The following is a 21,193-nucleotide window of genomic DNA, read 5'->3' on the forward strand; positions in this document are numbered from 1 at the left end:
TGTTTCTGTCCTGCCCTTCGTTGATGTTTTTAACTTTTATCTATGCAAAGCTTCCCAGCCATTCATAGCAGATGCAATAACTTTATCCATATCATAATACTTATATTCACCAAGGCGACCGCCGAAAAATACTTTTTCCTGCTGTTGTGCCTTTTCGCGATATTTCTGATACAGCATCTGGTTTTTCTCATTATTTACCGGATAGTAAGGTTCCATGCCTTCCTTCCAGTCAGTAGAATATTCCTTTGAAATTACTGTTTTAGGCTGTGTTCCAAACTCAAAATGCTTATGCTCAATTACTCTTGTATAAGGTGTCTCTCTGTCTGTATAGTTAACAACTGCTACACCCTGATAATTATCTGTATCAAGCACTTCTGTCTCAAAACGCACAGTACGATACTCAAGTTTTCCAAAGCAATACTCAAAATACTCGTCAATTGCTCCTGTATAAACTACTTTATCAGCCATTGACATCCATTTTTCCTTTTCTGCAAGGAAATCAACGCCTGTCTTTATATCAGCACCCTCAAATAATGCATCTATCAACTTATTATAGCCGCCAATCGGGATTCCCTGATATAAATCATTAAAATAATTATTATCATATGTAAAGCGCACTGGAAGTCTCTTTATAATAAAACTCGGAAGCTCGCTGCAGTCGCGTCCCCACTGTTTTTCCGTATAACCCTTTACAAGCTTCTCATAAATATCTCTTCCTACAAGCGCAATTGCCTGTTCCTCAAGATTTTTAGGTTCTCCCGTAATCTCTGACTTTTGTTTGTCAATTATTGCCTTTGCTTCCTGTGGTGTACTAATTCCCCACATACGGCTAAACGTATTCATATTAAACGGCATATTGTAAATCTCACCCTTATAATTAGCTACCGGGCTGTTTGTATAACGATTAAATTCTACAAAAGAATTTACAAAATCCCATACCTTGCGATCACTTGTATGGAAAATATGAGCACCATATTTGTGAACATTAATTCCTTCAATCTCTTCACAGTAAATATTTCCGCCGATATGGCTGCGTCTTTCTAACACAAGGCAGCTCTTTCCTGCTTGCTTTGCATGCCAGGCAATAACTGCTGAATAAAGTCCAGCTCCTACTAATATATAATCGTAATGCTTCATAATCACCTCTTCCTTCTGCATTTTTGAAATCACATATAATAATTGCGCTCCCATCTGTCATAAAACGGCATAGGGCGCAGAAAACAAAGCTTTGCCGGATCTGCATTATGATATAAATCAATCATTTTCTGACGCTGCTTTGGTGTGAGATTAATCCACTCCATATAATCAAGCTCACAATTAGCCATCGGCGATGAACAGCACTGACAGTCCAGTTTTCTAAGCAGACTTACCATTCGCGTTGCTTTGCACTTTGGGCAAATAAATACATACATCATAATAATCTGTTAACCCTTCCTTTTCCATCATTTTTATTCATAGATGGTAGATTGCAGATAGCTTTTATTTGCCCCAAAATCAACAGCCAGAACTTCCTGATTAGCCCCCATAATTGCATTGCTCCATGTGCCGTCCGCCGGAACTCTCGCCTGAACCATATCATAATTCAGATATAAAACTGACTGCATCAGCAGTGAGCACATTTTGGAATCTGAAATATTTGTTGAAATATCTGGCAAAATAGATTCTACTGCTTTATAAATCGTAACTACATTTGCCTTTTTAACCTTCTCCAACAGTGCATTCATTACAGTTCTCTGTCTCTGTGTTCTTGCAAAATCATTTCCAATCTTACGGATTCGTGCATAGCCAAGCGCCTGTTTTCCCGTCAGTGTAATCTGACCGCCAGCAAACTGTTCGTCCACAAAGCCATCACGATCTGCGACTCCACTAACCTGATTGTATTCTGCAATATAGCCATTAATCCATTGCACCTCCGCCTGTTCCACATTGATAGTAACACCGCCAAAAGCATCAATAACATCAACAAAGCTAAAAAAATCAACCTGCGCATAATAGTCAATGCCCAGCTTATAATTTTCTTCAATTGTCTGAATCAGCAATGCCGCTCCGCCTCTTGAATACGCCTCATTTATACGATTCTCTCCATACCCTGGAATTGTCACATAGCTGTCACGCATAATAGATGTCATAACAAACTTTCTTTTATAAGGATTGATCGACACAACAATCATCGCATCTGATCTGGCATCATTTGAACCTGCTACTCTAGTATCAGTTCCAATCAGCAAAATATTGGTAACGCCTTTTTGTGTCAATACATCAGACTGTCTTTCATATGAAGTCTCATATGGCTTATAATTGGTCTGCGCAATGGTTGTACGCAAAAAAGCATAAACACCGGCAAGCGCCACAGCCATAATAATCAATATAATGATCAGCACCTTAAGCAGCTTGTGTAAAAAGCCCTTTTTCTTTTTTTCTTTTCGTGGCTTCTTTTCCGCCTTTTTGACCGTTTCCCTTACTTTTTGTTTTGTTTGTTTAGGACGTTTCTTTTTTTCTGCTTCCGGCACTGGCATCTTCTTTTCAATTTCAGGAGCTTTCTTTATAGCTTCATTCGATGCCTCTGGACCATAAATCGAGCGCTCATCTACAGGTGATGTTTCATTTGCTGTATTTGTATTTGGCTTTGGCCGGGTCTGTTTTCTTTGTCTTTGAATGGATTTGTCAGTTGACAAATCTTCATCCACAGCTTCATCCACAGACACTTCTCCTGCCTCAAGCTCCTCTGCCTTAATTCTTTCTTTTATCTCATATGCCTGGCGCAGTATTTTTTTCTCTTCTTCTGTTAAATCTGGCATACTCGCCTCCTTTTTAGAATAGTTAAAAGTTACGGTAACTATTATAGTATAGAAACCCTTGATTGGCAAGAAATATCTGTATCACAGTTCACGGATCATGTTACGAATGCCCTTCGGTGCAATGGTTTCGTCGCCGGACCAAACTCCGCAGGCTCCTTTTATATTCTTTCTTATTATACATTACTTTGAAAGACCTGCTCCAAGTGTCCGGCTCGTGAAATCCATTCACCTTCGGGCATGCTGCAAATATTGGATATCTCGTGAACATCAACCAAATATGGCCTGTCATACCCATTTGAATATGACAGGCCATCTTATGTACAAACTTTATAATTACTCAGCTACTGTTACAGCTGTTTCTTCTTCTTCAACTGGTTCCTGTGCAGCATAGAACATTGCAACAGTATTCTTTACAACATCGCGAAGCAGTGTTGCTGTCGGTGCCTCTGTATCAGTAATGGTAACACCATCTTCCTGTGTGAAGCTGCCAGCCATAGAAACTTCTTCGTTTCCATCATTTGTTGTCAGAGCAATGCTCAGTCCATTGTCAAGTAATGTCAGTGCAACATTCATATTTACTGTCTCGCCATCCGCTGTAGCAGTCATATCCATACCAAAATCATTATCCTGTGCGGTAATTGTTCCGTTTGCATTCATGATCTCAGTTCCGTCCTCTGTTACAACATAGTTAAAGGCTGTACCATCAAAGGACATATCAACCACAACAGTTGACTCACCATTTACAACAGTAACATTTTCTGTCATAGTACCATCTGCATTTACTGTAGCTGTACCGTTTATAGTAGCACCCTCATCAAGCATCTGCTGAATCTGATCTGAAAGCTTGCTGCCATCTTCTGTCTGAAGTGGTGTTACATCAAATGAAGATACCATCTCCTCAACCAGAGAATTCATCATATCAACAATCATTCCCTTTGCATCTTCAACAGAAACATCTGGTGAAGCCATGTTGACTCCCTCTGCTGCTGCCTGAAGATAATCATCAAATACTGTTACAAGCTGTGATGCATCTGTTCCCTGAACCTGTGATAATAATACTGACATAGCATTATCAACTACATTCTCAACTGCCTTAACAGTGTTTACAATTGCCGGTCCGTCAAATGTAATTGTAGTAGAGCCATCTTCTGCCGTCTGAATATCAAAATTTTCTGCCAGTGCAGTAAAATCATTCATCATAGAATCTACATCAAAATCAGTCTCTGCTTCAGTCTCTACTGCTGCAAAATCAATTGCCGGAATCTCAACCCAATCCTGATCAATACCAAACATTGGAAGCATTGAGCTGATATCAGAACCTAACAATTCACCATATGTACTTGCAATTTCAGCGACATTAATATAAAGATCACCAGAAACAACGCGAAGTACATCATTAAGACCATAGACTGTATCAGCCTCTTCTCCTGTAACAGATGGCGGAAGCGTAACATTTGCTGAAACACTAACGCCATCCTCTGCAAACTGCTCTGCAGTTATGGAAAAAAGCATAGACTCGCCATCTGCTGTAAGAGAAAACTCGCCTACATATGTAGATGGTGTAAACGCTGTTTCACTTTCTGCCATTACTGGCATTGTACTTCCCGCAGCCAACGCCGCACTCATAATTACCGCAAATTTTCTTTTCATATCTCGTCCTCCTAAAATTAAAAATTTGATAACTTTGGTTATCTGATTTGTTTTTCTTCCCCTTCTCATATGTGCGTCACTTTTATTATATCACATTATGAACAATTTGTTCAAGTAAAAAAAAGCTAATTTTATTTTTTTGGTAAATTTTTATTTTTCTCTTGACAACTTTACATTATTGAAGTAAACTACGTTCAAACAAGAAACCTGTGATTAAGAGTAAGTAGTCATGGTTGCGTGTTCACAGAGAGCTACTGTTGGTGGAAAGTAGCAGCACAAATTATGATGAATGGGCTTATGAGGGCGGCCGAACGCGATTTTCGTTAGTAGCAGCCGACGGGGCGCGCAGCCCGTTATCCGTTGCGTATCGCATAGTTGTGCAGATTTTTCACATGAATGTGCGAGTTGAGTTGGATGCATTAGCATCAATATGGGTGGCACCGCAGGATTAACAGTCTTGTCCCATTAGGATTGGGATAGGGCTTTTTTTGTTACCAAAATTTCTTTCTCCCGATCTATCTAACTCACTAACTGATGCCTACGAATTGCTCCGTTGTTTTTAGGCTTTTGCCCCTGGCATCCTACAAATTTTATTCATCAAAAGGAGAACACTATTATGAGAAAAAATTATTTAACCTGTGCCGCACTGATTTCTGCAATGAGCATGAGCACCATTGCATCTGCACCTGTATTTGCATCCGACAATAGCGATGCCCAAACATTTAAGATTGGTATCTGCAACTATGTTGATGACGCTTCTTTAAACCAGATCGTTTCTAATATTGAAAAGCAGCTTGAAAAAATTGAAAAAGATTCTGACGGTGCTGTTTCTTTTGAAGTCACAACAGAAAATTGTATGGCTGATGCCACTGTTCTTGATCAGATCATTGCAAACTTCATCGCAGATGACGTGGATTTGATGGTTGGTGTTGCCACCCCTGTTGCCATGGCAATGCAGGCAGCTACCGAAGACAACGAGATTCCTGTTGTTTTTGCAGCTGTATCTGACCCAGTTTCTACCGGACTTGTAGAGTCCATGGAAGAGCCTGGTGCAAATATCACTGGTACTTCTGACTACTTAGACACAACTTCTGTTATGGATCTTTTATTTGCTGCTGATGAAGAAGCCGATCATATCGCCCTTCTATATGATCAGGGTCAGGATTCTTCCACAACTGCAATCGAAGAAGCTAAGAAATACCTCGACGATAAGGGCGTTGATTACACAGAATACACTGGAACAACAGTTGACGAAGTTATGTTAGCAGTTGATTCTATCATCGCAGACGGTGCTGACGCAGTCTTTACACCATCTGACAACACTATCATGACAGCTGAACTTTCCATCTATGAGGAATTAGCAGAAGCTGGCATTCCGCATTACGCAGGCGCTGATTCTTTCGCATTAAACGGTGCTTTCTGTGGATATGGCGTTGACTATATTAATTTAGGTGTTGAGACAGCAAACATGATTAACAGCATCTTAGTTGACGGTGAAGAACCTGCAAAAACACCTGTCATGACATTTGACAATGGTATTGCAACTATCAACACCGAAGTATGCGATCAGTTAGGCTATGACTTCGATGAAATCAGTAAGACATTTGAGCCACTCTGCACTGCTGTAAAGGGCATCGAGACTGCAGAAGAATTTGAAGAAGAATCAGAAAGTGAAACTGAGACTGAAGAAGAATCTACAGAGGCTCAGGAAAAATAAATTTTAGTAATAAAAATCAAAGGGGTTTTCTCGTGGATATTCAAACATTATTGTCACTGGGACAGACTGCTCTTGAACTTGGTTTAATCTGTTCCCTTACAGTTCTTGCATTATTTTTAAGCTATTCCATGTTAAATGTCTGTGATCTTTCTACAGATGGATGTTTTACTCTGGGCGCCGCAGTCGGCGCTCAGATTGCACTGATGGGTCATCCATTTTTAGCAATTCTTGCTGCTATGGGGGCCGGTATTCTATCCGGTTTTGTCACCGGCACATTGCAGACAAAATTTGGCATTAACAGTCTGCTTGCCGGTATTGTAGTCAATACTGGTCTTTACTCTGTCAACATTGCCGTTATGGGCGGTTCCTCTCTTTTAAATATGAACAAAACTGTGACGGTATTTACAATGATGAAAGGACTCCTCTCGGGCACGCCGCTTGCCAGCTATTATAAACTGATTGTGGCACTGATTGCAGTTATTCTTGTCGTTGCGCTGCTGACATTGTTTCTTGGTACCCGTCTTGGTCTTGCAATCCGTGCAACTGGAAACAACCCGATCATGGTAAAATCTTCTTCTATTAATACTGTTTTTACCACCATTGTTGGTCTTTGTGTTGCTAATGCATTTACCGGTTTGTCAGGCTGTCTGCTTGCTCAATATCAGAAATCCGTCAACATCGACATTGGCTCTGGTATGGTTACGATTGCACTTGCCTCACTGTTAATTGGTGCAACAATCCTCGGACGCGGAAAAATTGTTACACGTGCCGTTGGTGTCGTACTCGGTTCCTTTATTTTCCGCCTTGTCTACACCATCGCACTTCGTTTCCATCTTCCGGCATTCATGCTCAAGCTGGTATCTTCTATCATTGTCGTCATTGCACTGTCTTTCCCATATTTGAAGACACAGCTCCCAATGATGAAGCGCCGACTAACTCATTCAAAAAATAATAGATAATTTGTACCTGACTGCAAAGCAGGCTACGGAAAGGCATTTGTAAGCTATGCTTGAACTAAAAAATGTTTCGAAAACCTTTAATCCTGGCACAGTAAATGAAAAAAAAGCCCTTGATAAACTTTCTTTAAATTTAAATGAAGGCGATTTTGTTACCATCATCGGTGCAAACGGTGCTGGTAAATCTACGCTGTTTAATGCAATCTGCGGTACCTTCTACACTGATGAGGGACAGATCATTCTTGACGGCGAGGATATAACACTTCAGCCAGACTATATACGAGCAAAAAAAATCGGTCATCTGTTTCAGGATCCCATGAGCGGCACTGCTCCTGGCATGACCATTGAAGAAAATATGGCTCTCGCAGGTTCAAAAGGCGGCTGGCTCTCTCACGTAAGCAAAAAAGAAAAGGAACTGTTTCGTGAAAAGCTCCGTCCTTTGAATATGGGACTTGAAGATCGCATGCATCAGCCTGTCGGACTTCTCTCTGGCGGACAGCGTCAGGCTCTTACTCTTGTAATGGCGACCATCAACCCTCCAAAGCTGCTGCTTCTTGATGAGCATACTGCAGCTCTTGATCCTGGCACTGCCGAGAAGGTGCTAAATCTAACCAAGTCTATTATTGCTGAGCACCATTTAACTTGCATGATGATCACACATAACATGCAGTCAGCTCTTGAACTTGGCAATCGTACCTTTATGATGAACAGCGGACACATCATTTTCGATACAGCAAATGAAGAGCGCTCAAAGCTTACCGTAAATGATCTGCTTGAGCGCTTCAAGGAAGGTGTTGGAAAGCAGCTTGACAACGACCGCATGCTGCTCTCCTGATATTTAACTATTAAAAATTTATATTTAGTTTTGCCATCTTATCTGCTCACCACACACAAGTGGGAAGCGGATCAGTTTTTTTGCGTTCAAATCTTCCTTATTCATATCCACTGCTGTAATCTGATGATTCTCATATGTTGTATAATAATAAATTCCCTTTGAAGCATTACAGCAAGAGGTGTAAATAGTAATCTCATATGCACCTTCCTTAACTTCACAACATCCTCTTTGCTGATCTACAGAACCAAGGATATGGAAAAACTGGCTCACACTCTCTGACTCCGAATCACCTGAAAGTGAATTCATCTTCACAAAAGAAACACGAACAAAACGAGATTCTGATGAAAGATCACCCGGAAGACCAAGCGCACCCATTCCACGGCTGTAAGCCTGAAGCGGCAGCTCATTAGCTCCGCCAAATGTGTTCTTCGGCTGTTTTGCTGAAAGGCCCATATAGCGATTTAAACCAGCCAGTTGTCTGTCAAACGGCGGATTATTTGTTAAAACACCAACTGGATTGTCATAGATCTTAATGCCCTCACGTACAGACTCTAACGTAATTGCCTCATCTTGATCTGCAATAATCCAGTGAAGTGATGACACCGGCATTGATTCATGAAAAGAAATATTTGTAATGCAAATGCGTTCAAGTAGTACTCTTGCCTCTTTTACGCTCGTGCACTGACCTAAAATCCACGGAATCAATTCAAACTGTGCCACGTTGTCTTTTCCCTCTGCCGGTTCTGTATAAAATGCATTGCCGACAAAATTAAGACCTGCCATTCCAAGACCCTTTTCATTAATCGCATCATAATACAGTGGATACTCGCCTGCCACATGTGCCATACCGATCAATGCGTACTTTGTCTGATATGGCTTTCCGTGGCGCATCATAAATGTATAACCACGCGGTGTTATCGTTACTTCCTCTCCATAAGAACACTCATAATCAAGTGTTCTTCCCATATAAAAGTCCTTTGTCTTATAGGTTGCTGCTGTACACATAATTTGCCTCCTTATTGCTCTTCCTAATTGTTTTTTGCTTTTTCTGTTTATTTCTATTTGTTCTGCTGCTCTTTTCTTTTGATTTTGCTCTTTTTCTTTATTTCTTTATGCTGTCAATAAATGGCTCTGCAAGATCCTTTAGCTGCTCTATCTGTTCATCAGTCAGCAACAGTTTCGGCGCTGTTATCGTATTTTGCTCGTCTAGTTTATTTGCCGCTGCATGTACTTCTGTCTGAAGACAATTTCCATCATCATCTGAAATGGTTATTGTAAGAGTAAACGTATAGTTATCTTCTTTGTCTACAAAAAATGACAGCTTAGCATCTGCCTGCTTTGGCTGGATTCCTACAAGCTGTGCAAAATAATCAGCATCGATTGTAAACTCGGACGCTCCATCATTCTTGCCACTCACCTTTACGGCTGACCAAAGCTTTGGATCAAATAAATGATCTGGTTCAGCTAAAAACAGCACTGCATCCATTCCACCTGGCATTTTTAACTGATTCTCGACTGTTACGCCTGTAAGATCGTATACCAAGCTAGTAAACTGCTCTAGTGTAACACAATGATCTTTAATCCATCCATTGTATGCTACTTTTAATAGAAAATTTTTGTCAATCTCATCACCTGCAAGTGCAGATATAATTGAGTCTATCCCAAAATAACATTTTCCATCCACCAGATAAAACGTCGTTAATGCAGTCTGCTTATCTGTTATATTTTCCTTTAGCTGCAATTTTAAATTTTTTTGTGCACTATCACCTGTTGCGGTAAATTTTGCTGTAAGTGAATCGGTGTTTAGAAGTTCCTGAACAAGATCTGTTACTGGCTTTAGCTGATCTGATGGTTCAAATGTCATCGCGCAATCCGCTGTAATATCATAGCCATTTCCTGCCACCAGCTTTTGCAGCGTCTCGATGGTCTGTCCTGCATTCATAATAAAATGCATATAGAAGATGATCGCTCCAATCAAAAAAGCTGCCAGAACAAGTCCCACTGCAAGCACTGCTTTTTTCTTTTGCTCATATACCCACTTCCTTTCAACTAGCTTACAGGACTTTAGTCCTTTACAAAAATTATAAAGCCTTTGATCTTTTCTGTAAACGGACAAAATGGCTCTTTTGTAAGGCTATTAAAAATTAGGGAGATTTTTTCTCCCCTATCATTCGAGTAAGCAAGCACAAAAATAAGGCGTATACCTTATTCAGATATACGCCTTTTCGGTGTACTAACGGTGTACTAACCGACCGTTATTTGACACGTTTTGTTGTTTTCTTTGGTTCCGATTTTCTTTGATTTTCCTTGAAAAATTAGAACTTACCAGCCTTAGCAGCTTCCTCGATGGAAACAGCTACAGCTACAGTCATACCAACCATCGGGTTGTTTCCTGCACCGATCAGACCCATCATCTCTACGTGAGCCGGAACTGAAGAGGAACCTGCAAACTGTGCATCAGAATGCATACGGCCTAAAGTATCGGTCATACCATAGGAAGCCGGACCTGCTGCCATGTTATCTGGATGCAGAGTACGTCCTGTACCACCACCTGATGCTACGGAGAAGTACTTCTTACCAGCCTCGATACGCTCCTTCTTGTAGGTACCTGCAACTGGATGCTGGAAACGAGTCGGGTTTGTGGAGTTACCAGTGATGGAAACGTCTACATTCTCCTTCCACATGATAGCAACACCTTCCGGTACGCTGTTTGCACCGTAGCAGTTAACCTTTGCACGAAGTCCCTCAGAGTATGACTTGCGGAATACTTCCTTTACTTCGTTGTTGTATGGATTGTACTCAGTCTCTACATATGTAAATCCGTTGATACGGGAAATGATCTGTGCAGCATCCTTTCCAAGACCGTTTAAGATAACGCGAAGAGGCTTCTGGCGAACCTTGTTTGCCTTCTCTGCGATACCGATAGCACCCTCAGCTGCTGCGAAAGACTCATGACCTGCCAGGAAGCAGAAGCACTCAGTCTCCTCTTCCAGAAGCATCTTGCCAAGGTTTCCGTGTCCAAGACCTACCTTACGGGTATCTGCAACAGATCCCGGGATACAGAAGGACTGAAGACCCTCACCGATAGCAGCTGCAGCGTCAGCAGCCTTACGGCAGCCCTTCTTGATTGCGATTGCTGCACCAACGGTGTAAGCCCAGCAAGCATTCTCAAAACAGATCGGCTGGATACCCTTGATCTGAGCATATACATCCAGTCCTGCATCCTTTGTAATCTTCTCTGCCTCTTCGATAGAAGCGATACCATAGCTATTCAGAACCGCATTGATCTGGTCAATACGTCTCTCATAGGACTCAAATAAAGCCATTTTCGTTACCTCCTGTATTATTCTTTTCTTGGGTCAATGATCTTAACTGCATCAGCAACACGGCCGTACTGACCCTTTGCCTTCTCCCATGCAGTATTCGGATCGTCGCCCTTCTTAATGAAATCAGTCATCTTTCCAAGGCTTACGAACTGATAACCAATAATCTGATCCTCTGCATCCAGAGCGATACCGGTTACATAGCCCTCTGCCATCTCAAGGTAACGAGGTCCCTTCTGAAGAGTACCGTACATTGTACCAACCTGAGAACGAAGACCCTTTCCAAGATCCTCAAGACCTGCACCTACAGCCAGTCCATCCTCAGAGAATGCACTCTGGGAACGACCATAAACGATCTGTAAGAACAGCTCTCTCATAGCGGTATTGATTGCATCACAAACAAGGTCTGTATTCAGTGCTTCCATAACAGTCAGACCCGGAAGAACTTCAGCTGCCATAGCTGCGGAATGGGTCATACCGGAACATCCGATGGTCTCAACGAGAGCCTCCTGAATGATACCCTCCTTAACATTGAGGGACAGCTTACATGCGCCCTGCTGAGGAGCACACCAGCCAACTCCGTGTGTGAAACCGGAAATGTCTTTCACTTCCTTTGCCTGCACCCACTTTGCTTCCTCCGGAATCGGAGCAGCACCATGATGAACGCCCTGCTTTACAACGCACATCTCTTCAACTTCACGTGAAATAACCATTGCAAAAACTCCTTTCAGTTCTGTATGTTGCACCTAAAAAGGTGCTGATTATGGCTTTGCCGACTGCTGATCAACAATTACAGCCATATCTTCAATATGTGTCTTCGGCATACCAGGCTGCAAAACGCAGTATACCTCATACACTTCTATTTTCTCACAAAATGCGCTGTTCGTCTAGTCCTTTTTTTTTATTTCTCGCAAAATGTTGCAGTTTTTACTATTATTTTCAGTATTGTTTTTTATTTTTTTCTTTCAAGCGTCCGAATCCTCTGGATTAGCTGCCACGCAGTCTCATGCAATGCCTCATTTTGAAGCTGCAGTCTGGCATTCTCCTGTTCATAATAATCAAGACGTTTTTGAAGTGCGGCTGCCTGCTCTCTCCAGTCTTGTTCTTTTTGCTCATGATATACCATCTAAGTTCCTCCCTTTCTGCTGCCTTGCCTATTATGTCAATTTTGGTCTCCTGCCATTTTATGGAAACTTTATGGTTACATCATACTCCATATATGGTGCTTTTTCACGCAAATTTTCTCGCATATTTCGACTTTTATGTTACAGTTCATAGATAAGCCAATATTGCGGCAAAAAAAAGCCGCACACGGAATTTCTTCCGCATGCGGCAGTCTATTGTACCGGTCAGGCCGGCTTTGTCTCATATTTTAGTTCAGTGCAAAACGATTTAACGCTACTTCGAACTGGTCATCTTTCAGTGGGTATCTGACAGTTAAGCTTCTGGTCAAATCAAGGCTGAAAACACCCATAATTGATTTTGCATCTACAACAATACGGTTATAACCTAAGTCTACGTCAAAGTCACATTTGCTTGCCTCTGACACAAAGTCCTGGACTGTTTCCCGAGATAAATGAATTTCTCTTGTAAACACTGCTTTCACTCCCTTCAATATCGGTGATGTCTTTGTCTTTTTGTTACCCTCTGCAGCGTACCGGTTCACTGCATTGACATACTTATAGCACATTGTCTTTATTTTGTCAAATCAACCGGTTAACCTATTTTTTTGCATTATTTGCCTTTTTTATCCAAAAACCTCATTTTCTTTTTTCTTTTTTATGCACTTTGATACTTTTCTCTTCATCATCATTTAATCATTGATTCCGTATTGAATTATTTTCATGCTCGTTTGCACTCGATTCTTTGCATTTTTGCAGAATTTTAGATTGTTTTTCTTGTTTTGCAGTCATAATCATTCAAACTTCGTCAAACTCTGCTTTATTCTCTGTTGTACTGTCTCCACCAATGTACACTTCAAACTTTCCCGGCTCGCTGCCATACGTCATATCGATCCGCCAAAAACGAAGCATAGGCTCGATGATCTCAAACGACACCTCACGGCTCTCACCTGGCTTTAGTGTAATCTTCTCAAAGCCTTTTAATTCACGTACTGGGCGCACCACACTGCCGCTCACATCACGTATGTAAAGCTGAACAGTTTCCGTTCCCTCACGGTCGCCTGTATTAGTTACCATAACTGATGCCACCCATGCTGCTTCTGCCTCATTTGCTTTCGTATTTGTTTCCCGCTTAATGACAGTTACCGGTGAATAAGAAAATGTGGTGTATGACAATCCATAGCCAAATGAATGCAGCGGACGGTACTCTGTATCAATATAGCCTATGCAAAATGCCTTAGGATCACCCGGATTTCGCGGTCGGCCCCCTTGAAACCGATTATAATACAGAGGCTCCTGCGAGGAGACATTTGGAAAGCTCATAGCAAGACGACCTGTTGGTTCTTTTACTCCAAATAATACGTCAGTAATCGCTACAGCTCCTTCTGTTCCTGGCATCCACACATACAAAACAGCCTTTGCAAGCGATTCAATCAAAGCGACCTCGATTGGACGTCCGGCAAACAAAACAACGATTACATTATTGTTAACTGCCGAAACCCTTTTTAGAAGTTCCATCTGAATCTCTGGCAATGTGATACAAGTTCTGCTTGCGCCCTCTCCAGTCTGACGGAACGATTCGCCCAAAAATAATACCACCTTTGATGCAGATTTTGCAGCCTGTACAGTCTGCTCAATTGACGCTTCTGCTTCATCTGGCGTCATGCCTTCCTCCACATAATCACGAATTACTTCCTTATCATAGAACATGCTGCAGCCCTTCATAAAATGACAAGCATTTCCTATATGCTCCTGTATGCATTCCTGTACTGTTTTTATATTGTCGTAAGTTGCAGGGAACGACCACGCACCGCAAAGCGCTCTGGTATCCACATATGGACCTGCGAACAAAACATCTGCAACTTCCTGTTCAGAAAGCGGCAATGTTTTATTTTCATTTTTCAAAAGGACAAATGTTTTTGATGCTGCCTCACGCGCTGCTGCACGATGTGCATCGCATAAGATCAGATTTTTCTCGTCCTCCTCACTTGCATCCTTATATGGATTCTCAAAAAGGCCAAGATCATTTTTTAGTTTAAGAATACGAAGCACCGCCTCATTCACAAGTGTTTCATCTACCTCTCCAGATGTTACAAGCTCTTTTAAGTAATGAAGATATACATCCGACATCATATCGATATCCACGCCTGCCTCAATGGCAAGCCTTGCTGCTTCTCTCTTATCCTCTGCGATACCATGTGGAATCAATTCTTCTACTGCTGAATAGTCAGAGATTAAAACACCATCAAAGCCTAAATCTTCTCTTAATACCTTTCGCATCAGCCACTTATTTGCAGTTGACGGCACACGATTCAACGTATTAAATGAAGTCATTGCCATACGGCAGCCGCCATCCACAGCACCCTGATAGCCGCTCAAATAATCTTGACGTAAGGTGCGCTCTGACAGCTCCACATTGTCATACTCACGACCACCCTCTGGATAGCCGTAGCAAGCAAAATGCTTCAAACAAGCTGAAATGTTTCCCTTTTCTTTTAAATTCTCTGGCGTTTCACCCTGAAAGCCCTCTGTCATCGCCTTTGCAAAACAATAGTTCAGATATGGATCCTCCCCAGGTGACTCCATAACTCTTCCCCAGCGTGCATCTCGCACCAGATCTGCCATTGGCGCAAATGTCACATGAAGACCCGATGCCGCTGCCTCCTTTGCCGCTATCTGCGCGCCCTTTCTAGCAATCTCTGGTTCAAAGCTGCAGCCTTGAGCCAGTGGAATTGGGAAAATTGTCTGGAATCCATTGATTACATCAAGCATAAACAGCATTGGAATGTGATGTGGCTGCGTGGCCATTGCATTGTCCTGAATCTCCTTTAACTTTGCTGCACCACTTGTTCCGAGAATTGTTCCGCAAAGCTTCATATCCTCTGGCTCGATTTTTGCGCTTCCCATCGGACCTGTAATGAGCATATCCGTTCCATAAAAATTTGCCGTCAGCTGCACCATCTGACCAATTTTCTCCTCCAGACTCATGTCTGCCAGAAGATCTTTTAACTGTTGTTCTGTCATCGCACTTCTCCTTATTTTTCATTTTCAAGATAACTTGCACGCTCACCGCCTATAAACTTTAATCTCGTGCGTGCGCAAACCACATGTGCCTCTCCAATGTGCTTTGTGCCGATACGCACTGGAACAGCAACTGGACGAAGATGCATGCCAATTAGTGTATCGCCAATATCAATTCCAGCGTGAGCCTGAATTGCCTCTACTGCCACAGGTGCCTGCAGTGCAGCATAAACAGCCGTCGCAAATGAACCGCCTGCTTTTAACTTTGGCACTACATTTACCATTGGAAGGCGATATTCTTTTGCTGCTGCCTTCTCAATGATGATTGCACGATTCAAATGTTCACAGCACTGAGCTGCCAAATAAATCTTCTTTTCCTTGCAGCAGTTAAGAAATGTTTGTGCCACTGCTTCTCCAATCTCTGCACTTGAATATGAGCCAATTCTATGACTTGCGATCTCACTTGAAGAGCATCCAACTACTAAGATATCGCCCTCTTCCAATTTTGCCTGTTCCATCAGTTCATCAAATACTGCTTTTGTCTGCTCCTTAATCTCATCAATATGTGTGTATTTTTCTTCGGATATTCCATTCATAGTTATTGCCTGCCTTTCATCAGTGTCATTCCATATTTTTTCAAATCAATTTTTCCATCTTCGCTCATCACGCCTTCCGCTGCCAGACGTGATGCCTGAACACCTGGGCCGCCAAACACAAATTCACCTGCCAACTCACCTTTTGAATTGACAACACGATGACACGGTATGGTAGATGGATCTGGATTTTTGTGGAGTGCATTTCCAACGGCTCTTGCCATACGCGGATTTCCTGCCATTTGGGCAACCTGTCCGTATGTTGCCACCTTGCCTTTGGGAATCTTCTTTACAGCCTCGTAGATACGCTTTGTCGGGCTGTCTGTCACCATACGGTAGCTCTCGTCAATCATATTTTTAATGGCATCATCTGGTACCGTTCCATCTAAAATAATCGTACTCCAATGCTCCTTATTCAAATGATATCCTGCTGTTACGGACGCAAAGGCAGACCTCCAGTAGTCACGCCACTCGGGGTCTGCCTTTACATTTAAATTTATATAGCCATCTTTCTCATAAGTCCACAAGAAAACTTTTTTGCTGCTCTTAATCCGCACTAACTGCCAATTAGGATCATGAAACGGTGCATCCTGACAAGTATCTGGATAAGACAGGCCAAACGCCAAAGCTTCTTCTCTCGTTGTCATATTCTTCACTCCAATCTTTCGCAAATTAAATCGCTTTGCTATTTATTGGAATGATAACACACTTATGTTTACAAATCAAGCGCCCACTTCACTGCATAATACAATGCCCAATCTTGATCATTTGCCCATGGATCATAGTAATGTGCCTTTTTGCCATTTACTGTATCTGGATAGACCATCGCGCAGGATGCCATGCCATCTATAAAGAACAGATTCAGACAACCTCGAAGTGAAGCCTTTGCCTTATGCTCATATGATTTGTCTCCCGTAATCTGTGCGTAACTTGCAAATACATCACCGCTGAGTGTACTCCAATAATGTGGAAACGTATCGCCATAGCACTCATATTTTCCAAACCAATAACCGTCCCAATGACGAATCGCATTCTCAAACAAGTGATAATCGGCTTGTTTTCCATTAAACAGCTCCAAAAGTTTTAATTGTTTTCTTGCTTCTTCAAGATATTTTTGCTCCCCGCTTATCTGGTAGGCCTGCAGCAGACAACTTACCGCTGGTGCAACAATGCTCTGCTCATATTTTACCTCTGAAGTTGGATAATTGACGCTAGTCTGCGTAAGCTGATCAGCATGATTTAAAAATGCTTGTGTAAATGCTTCTGACTGTGCTTCAAATCCCGCCTCGTCAAGAAGTGTCTTTAATTCATACGCTTCAATTCCAATGGCATAGAAATGTTCACCACCTGAGCGATAATATCCCATCATTGTCTTATAGGCATTTAACAGATAACGCACGTCCTTCTTTAAACGATACAATGCAATCTGGAAATTTGCCACCCACGGATAATTATAGAGACGATGCCAGTCATTATTTCGATTGATATCGTTATATACCACACCAGTATTCTCATCATACAATTCGCGGTATACATATCTTTCGTACGCATTCAAGCTTTCCATACACTTCGCATCTTCAGGATGACGCTTAAGATATTGTGCCATTATTATGCCCATTGCCAAACGCTCACGTCCTCCATTATGATCAGCTTTGTGACTATAATAAAGTGCATCCTCCTCGCTGTCATATATCAGATACGCACCGTCTAATGCACTGCCTTCTTTTTTATACTGCTGCTTTGTTGCAAGGAATTGACTTCTGCGCGTCAAAAGTATATCTACTGATGCACTGCAGTAAAAGAGAGCATGCGTATGCTTTTCTCCTGACCAAATATCAAAGCGATACTCTCCTTCTTTTTCTGCTGGATACTGATACCAGACAGAATAAGCAGGTTGTGAATATTTATCATTCGTCTCATCAATGCGAACATGTTTAATTTCTTTTTCATTGAATTTTACAAAAAGCTTCTGCGCCATTTCTTTATTTTTTGTCTGGACACAAAATTCAAAGTTTTCTCCCTGAATGCATGTCATCTGCTCTGCCTTCACAAGCAAGAATTCATCCTCATTTAAAAGTCTGTTGTAAAAATCATCCTTGCCCTGATGCCAAAAAAGCTTCCAACGAATCTCCTTCTTCTCACCTGGCTCAAATACACCAAGTTTTGGATAAAAGAGAAAATCACCGCGATCTTCGCTTCTAGCTGAAAAATCACGTTCCACACCATAGCCTATGATGCTTCCCTTTGTTAATACAAGTCCCAGATGTGGCGCTCTTCCTCCCTGGCGAAGTGCCATCACATAAGTAGCATTTTCGCCGATAAACAGATGTGCATTACAGCGCTTCTCAAGACCAACCTCTGCCTTTTCATAGCTGTCATTAAATGGCACATAGATATATGCATCCTTCTCCTTGATAAAAAGAGGTTCCCCTGATACATTTTCAAATGTGTAGCATTCCTCTAATTCTCCATTTTCCAAAACAGACAATGTTCTTGTAACATTCAATCCCATTGGAACTTTTACACTTCCCCAGCACTTTTCACCTTCAACCCAGTTCATCTGCGATGGGTCATCCTTATGGCTTAAAAACCATAAGCCTCGCTCATCATTTCCAATAATCGATTCACCTACACATCCAACTGTTGGCATATTCATTTTGTCTCTCCTCCATTCTCATCTTCTTACTTTTATTATTTCTCGCACACTTCAATGATGGTCTGTGCCTGACGCAGTCCATCTCCGAACGCATGCACACTTACTCTTCCTGGCTTGCAATAAAGTTCAAGCATTACGCTTGCACAGCCATGATACAAATGAACACTGTCTTCCTGATATGGCTCATTGCTGCAAATATCACCATTATCAACACCAACTATCTTCGCTGCTCCCTCTACTGCAAAGTGAACCTTGCCGCTCTCACGGAAACACGAATTACCATTTTCATCCACAGCACGAACTGTCAGCAATAAGTGCTGTTTCTTCTCTGGTATACCCAAATTTACAGTACTTACGCATTCCTTATGATCACACTCCTGGTCAAATGCCAGTGCGACTGCCATACCTGGTGTCACCACTTCATGGCGGCAAGCCTCTTTGCCATTTTGATAACCAACGACCGTAACCGTTCCCGGTTGCCATGGCAAAAATCCTGTAATGATACCGTTTTTGCACTCAGATGGGCGCGGAATGAAAAACTGCTTTCCATTCAAGAACAAATGAACCTCATCACAATTTGACGCAATCATATACGGAATCAACGTCTTTCTGAATTGTGGGAAATGCCAATGATCTGCATAGATTGGACTGTCCCAATGCTCCTTTACTCCTTCATCGTCAAGGGAGTAATCCATAACAGAAAAATGAACAACAGGTTCTTCACTCCAGATGCTCTTTAACATATAAGCAACTGGACGATACTCATTGTTTGTGCGAATCGGTGCACCACTCCAGCCCTTTGCAGGATACCCCATAGACTCGCCAAGATAATCATATCCTGTCCAGATAAAGCTTCCTATACAATAATCGTACTCAAAAGGAATTGCTGACGGAATCTGTTCTGTAAAGTTTTGCATTTGATCATAATGACCGCAAAAATATTCATATACCTCGGTTCCTAAAATCAACTTATTTGGAATCTGTTCATGAATCAACTCATACCACTGCTCCTGATAATTACATGAAATGATATCGACAATTTCTGCGATCTTTGCAATGCGGCTGACACGCTCCTTAGCATCGTAAATCTCTGTGTCGCTGACTTCGTCAACAAACTGCTGAATATCTTTGATCTTACTCAAATCAACATTGCTCTCCCGCTTAAAATGAGGATTCATTGCATATGTGATTGGACGCGATGAGTCGAGGCTACGAACCTTATCGGACAGCTGTTTTAAAATCGCAAGCATAGAATCCTGTCCCTGATTTTCAACTTCATTTCCAACACCCCATATCACGATGCAGGCGCGGTTACGGTCACGCTTTACCATTGCTTCAACATCTGATTCCCAGTTTTTGTCAAAGTAGCGTCCATACAGTCCGCCCTTCCATTTATCAAAACATTCCTCATATACATAAAAGCCCATCTCATCGCACAGATCAAGAAATTCCTCTGAGTAGGTGTGATGTGCTGCACGTATTGCATTGCAGCCAAGCTTCTTTAAATGAGTAAGACGCTCTCTCCAAATTTCTTTTGTCACAGCTGTTCCAAGGCAGCCTGCCTCTTGATGCAGACAAACACCTTTCAACTTGGTTGGAACACCATTTACAAACATTCCTTTCTTCGCATCAAATATCACCTCTCTAAGACCTATTACAAGTGATACACTATCGCTTTCTGTAGAAACAGTCAAACGATAAAGATTCGTATTTTCTGCTGACCAAAGCTTTGCATCTTTAATATAGAAGGTAAGCATTCCATTCGCTCCCTCTGCAATGAAAACTTCATTTTCCAATGACTCATTCTCTTTATTTTGAATCAGACGTAAAATTCCCTGCACAGCACTGCTCTGTCCAGTCTCGACCTGAATGGCGGCAGTGAATTTTGCAGCACTCTCTGTTTCTTTTGAATCCTTTGCACATTCTGTTTCTGCGATTTTTTCTATTTTGCTATGTACTTGAATATTCCACAAATCAAGATGATTTTCTGGAACAATACGAAGTGTCACGTCGCGGTAAATTCCGCATCCGCTGTACCAGCGGTCTGCTGGTGAAACAGAATTATCAACACGCATCAACAGCTCATTATCACCACTCTGCACAGCTTCTGTAATATCCATTTTAAATGAACTATAGCCATATTTATGACTGCCAATTTTCATACCATTTACCCAAAGCACTGCGTTTTCATACACACCGCCAAAGTAAAGAAGATAACGTTTACCTTTATTCTTTTCCTCAATATTCAGAGTCTTCTTATACCAGCCAATTCCCCAGCGGTCACGAAAGCCCTGTGACATTCCATCTTCCATTACTTTATTAAATGGCCTGCTTACTGCCCAGTCATGTGGAAGATCAACTTCTGCAAATTGCAAGTTTTCCAACTCTGTGCGAACATCTTCCCCTGACTGTTTTCTTTGTAATTCTTTTTTCTTTGCTGTCTTTGCATCAATTGGTGTGCATGGCAAAAGTGCAAACTGCCATCCACGATTGATTAGCTTTTCTTCTCTCATTATTCTGCAT

General features: G+C 41.8%; 18 protein-coding genes and 1 other annotated feature. Of the genes, 3 read left to right on the top strand and 15 right to left on the bottom strand.

Translation table 11 applies throughout. The features are described from left to right. Window positions 1-36: 36 nt before the first annotated feature. From glf to LKD48_RS00215, 4 genes are all read right to left on the bottom strand, one after another. Complete coding sequence (glf, locus tag LKD48_RS00200) at window positions 37-1,137, bottom strand: UDP-galactopyranose mutase (RefSeq protein WP_308730782.1); 1,101 nt, start codon at window positions 1,135-1,137, stop codon at window positions 37-39. 29 nt (window positions 1,138-1,166) lie between these two features. After that, window positions 1,167-1,415, bottom strand: a complete 249-nt coding sequence (locus LKD48_RS00205) for a hypothetical protein (RefSeq protein WP_066558685.1) — start codon at window positions 1,413-1,415, stop codon at window positions 1,167-1,169. A gap of 33 nt (window positions 1,416-1,448) precedes the next feature. Then, the gene (locus LKD48_RS00210) at window positions 1,449-2,798 is read right to left on the bottom strand and encodes an LCP family protein (RefSeq protein ID WP_308730783.1); all 1,350 of its coding nucleotides are present in this window, start codon (window positions 2,796-2,798) and stop codon (window positions 1,449-1,451) included. 333 nt (window positions 2,799-3,131) lie between these two features. Continuing rightward, window positions 3,132-4,448 carry a hypothetical protein gene (locus tag LKD48_RS00215; RefSeq protein ID WP_308730784.1) on the bottom strand — a complete coding sequence of 439 codons (1,317 nt, stop codon included), beginning with the start codon at window positions 4,446-4,448 and terminating at the stop codon, window positions 3,132-3,134. 200 nt (window positions 4,449-4,648) lie between these two features. Next, window positions 4,649-4,916 (top strand) — a binding site (T-box leader). Between the two features lie 148 nt (window positions 4,917-5,064). Between LKD48_RS00215 and LKD48_RS00220 the strand changes: the two genes are divergently transcribed. The 3 genes from LKD48_RS00220 to LKD48_RS00230 are packed head-to-tail and all read left to right on the top strand — an operon-like array spanning window position 5,065 to window position 7,956. Beyond that, window positions 5,065-6,165: an ABC transporter substrate-binding protein gene (locus LKD48_RS00220; protein WP_308730785.1), complete on the top strand. Its 1,101-nt coding sequence runs from the start codon at window positions 5,065-5,067 to the stop codon at window positions 6,163-6,165. 32 nt (window positions 6,166-6,197) lie between these two features. Further along, window positions 6,198-7,124, top strand: a complete 927-nt coding sequence (locus LKD48_RS00225) for an ABC transporter permease (protein WP_118612159.1) — start codon at window positions 6,198-6,200, stop codon at window positions 7,122-7,124. A gap of 46 nt (window positions 7,125-7,170) precedes the next feature. Next, entirely contained in the window at window positions 7,171-7,956 is a 786-nt protein-coding gene (locus tag LKD48_RS00230) for an ABC transporter ATP-binding protein (RefSeq protein ID WP_118612158.1), read from the top strand. A gap of 24 nt (window positions 7,957-7,980) precedes the next feature. On the opposite strand, the gene bsh is transcribed toward LKD48_RS00230, so the two are convergent. From bsh to LKD48_RS00285, 11 genes are all read right to left on the bottom strand, one after another. Beyond that, a complete protein-coding gene (bsh, locus tag LKD48_RS00235; RefSeq protein WP_227100902.1) occupies window positions 7,981-8,961 on the bottom strand; it encodes a choloylglycine hydrolase in 981 nt (326 codons plus the stop codon). Between the two features lie 97 nt (window positions 8,962-9,058). After that, complete coding sequence (locus LKD48_RS00240; protein ID WP_308730786.1) at window positions 9,059-10,072, bottom strand: hypothetical protein; 1,014 nt, start codon at window positions 10,070-10,072, stop codon at window positions 9,059-9,061. Window positions 10,073-10,271: 199 nt separating this feature from the next. Further along, window positions 10,272-11,282: a GGGtGRT protein gene (locus LKD48_RS00245; protein WP_066558658.1), complete on the bottom strand. Its 1,011-nt coding sequence runs from the start codon at window positions 11,280-11,282 to the stop codon at window positions 10,272-10,274. A gap of 17 nt (window positions 11,283-11,299) precedes the next feature. Beyond that, entirely contained in the window at window positions 11,300-11,992 is a 693-nt protein-coding gene (locus tag LKD48_RS00250; protein WP_066558656.1) for an iron-sulfur cluster assembly scaffold protein, read from the bottom strand. A gap of 239 nt (window positions 11,993-12,231) precedes the next feature. Beyond that, a complete protein-coding gene (locus LKD48_RS00255; protein WP_156500767.1) occupies window positions 12,232-12,405 on the bottom strand; it encodes a hypothetical protein in 174 nt (57 codons plus the stop codon). Window positions 12,406-12,651: 246 nt separating this feature from the next. Next, on the bottom strand, window positions 12,652-12,894 hold the full coding sequence (locus LKD48_RS00260) for an HPr family phosphocarrier protein (protein WP_262536898.1): 243 nt from the start codon (window positions 12,892-12,894) through the stop codon (window positions 12,652-12,654). Between the two features lie 304 nt (window positions 12,895-13,198). Next, window positions 13,199-15,424 (bottom strand): glycoside hydrolase family 3 N-terminal domain-containing protein, encoded by a 2,226-nt coding sequence (locus LKD48_RS00265; protein WP_308730787.1) that lies wholly within the window; start codon window positions 15,422-15,424, stop codon window positions 13,199-13,201. 11 nt (window positions 15,425-15,435) lie between these two features. After that, complete coding sequence (locus LKD48_RS00270; protein WP_308730788.1) at window positions 15,436-16,017, bottom strand: TIGR01440 family protein; 582 nt, start codon at window positions 16,015-16,017, stop codon at window positions 15,436-15,438. A gap of 2 nt (window positions 16,018-16,019) precedes the next feature. After that, window positions 16,020-16,661: a methylated-DNA--[protein]-cysteine S-methyltransferase gene (locus tag LKD48_RS00275; protein WP_308730789.1), complete on the bottom strand. Its 642-nt coding sequence runs from the start codon at window positions 16,659-16,661 to the stop codon at window positions 16,020-16,022. 68 nt (window positions 16,662-16,729) lie between these two features. Next, the gene (locus LKD48_RS00280; protein ID WP_262536905.1) at window positions 16,730-18,670 is read right to left on the bottom strand and encodes a hypothetical protein; all 1,941 of its coding nucleotides are present in this window, start codon (window positions 18,668-18,670) and stop codon (window positions 16,730-16,732) included. A gap of 35 nt (window positions 18,671-18,705) precedes the next feature. Continuing rightward, window positions 18,706-21,183, bottom strand: a complete 2,478-nt coding sequence (locus tag LKD48_RS00285) for a glycoside hydrolase family 2 protein (protein ID WP_308730790.1) — start codon at window positions 21,181-21,183, stop codon at window positions 18,706-18,708. Window positions 21,184-21,193: the final 10 nt, after the last annotated feature.

It is taken from the genome of Anthropogastromicrobium aceti, assembly GCF_020687335.1.
Classification (GTDB): Bacteria; Bacillota; Clostridia; order Lachnospirales; family Lachnospiraceae; genus Anthropogastromicrobium; species Anthropogastromicrobium aceti.

What these genes read in the sequence shown, in the direction of transcription:
- LKD48_RS00275 (WP_308730789.1), bottom strand. Translation starts at nt 16,661, where the DNA reads ATGACAACGAGAGAAGAAGCTTTGGCGTTTGGCCTGTCTTATCCAGAT.
- LKD48_RS00210 (WP_308730783.1), bottom strand. Translation starts at nt 2,798, where the DNA reads ATGCCAGATTTAACAGAAGAAGAGAAAAAAATACTGCGCCAGGCATAT.
- glf (WP_308730782.1), bottom strand. Translation starts at nt 1,137, where the DNA reads ATGAAGCATTACGATTATATATTAGTAGGAGCTGGACTTTATTCAGCA.
- LKD48_RS00220 (WP_308730785.1), top strand. Translation starts at nt 5,065, where the DNA reads ATGAGAAAAAATTATTTAACCTGTGCCGCACTGATTTCTGCAATGAGC.
- LKD48_RS00205 (WP_066558685.1), bottom strand. Translation starts at nt 1,415, where the DNA reads ATGATGTATGTATTTATTTGCCCAAAGTGCAAAGCAACGCGAATGGTA.
- LKD48_RS00245 (WP_066558658.1), bottom strand. Translation starts at nt 11,282, where the DNA reads ATGGCTTTATTTGAGTCCTATGAGAGACGTATTGACCAGATCAATGCG.
- LKD48_RS00230 (WP_118612158.1), top strand. Translation starts at nt 7,171, where the DNA reads ATGCTTGAACTAAAAAATGTTTCGAAAACCTTTAATCCTGGCACAGTA.
- LKD48_RS00285 (WP_308730790.1), bottom strand. Translation starts at nt 21,183, where the DNA reads ATGAGAGAAGAAAAGCTAATCAATCGTGGATGGCAGTTTGCACTTTTG.
- bsh (WP_227100902.1), bottom strand. Translation starts at nt 8,961, where the DNA reads ATGTGTACAGCAGCAACCTATAAGACAAAGGACTTTTATATGGGAAGA.
- LKD48_RS00280 (WP_262536905.1), bottom strand. Translation starts at nt 18,670, where the DNA reads ATGAATATGCCAACAGTTGGATGTGTAGGTGAATCGATTATTGGAAAT.
- LKD48_RS00215 (WP_308730784.1), bottom strand. Translation starts at nt 4,448, where the DNA reads ATGAAAAGAAAATTTGCGGTAATTATGAGTGCGGCGTTGGCTGCGGGA.
- LKD48_RS00270 (WP_308730788.1), bottom strand. Translation starts at nt 16,017, where the DNA reads ATGAATGGAATATCCGAAGAAAAATACACACATATTGATGAGATTAAG.
- LKD48_RS00250 (WP_066558656.1), bottom strand. Translation starts at nt 11,992, where the DNA reads ATGGTTATTTCACGTGAAGTTGAAGAGATGTGCGTTGTAAAGCAGGGC.
- LKD48_RS00255 (WP_156500767.1), bottom strand. Translation starts at nt 12,405, where the DNA reads ATGGTATATCATGAGCAAAAAGAACAAGACTGGAGAGAGCAGGCAGCC.
- LKD48_RS00265 (WP_308730787.1), bottom strand. Translation starts at nt 15,424, where the DNA reads ATGACAGAACAACAGTTAAAAGATCTTCTGGCAGACATGAGTCTGGAG.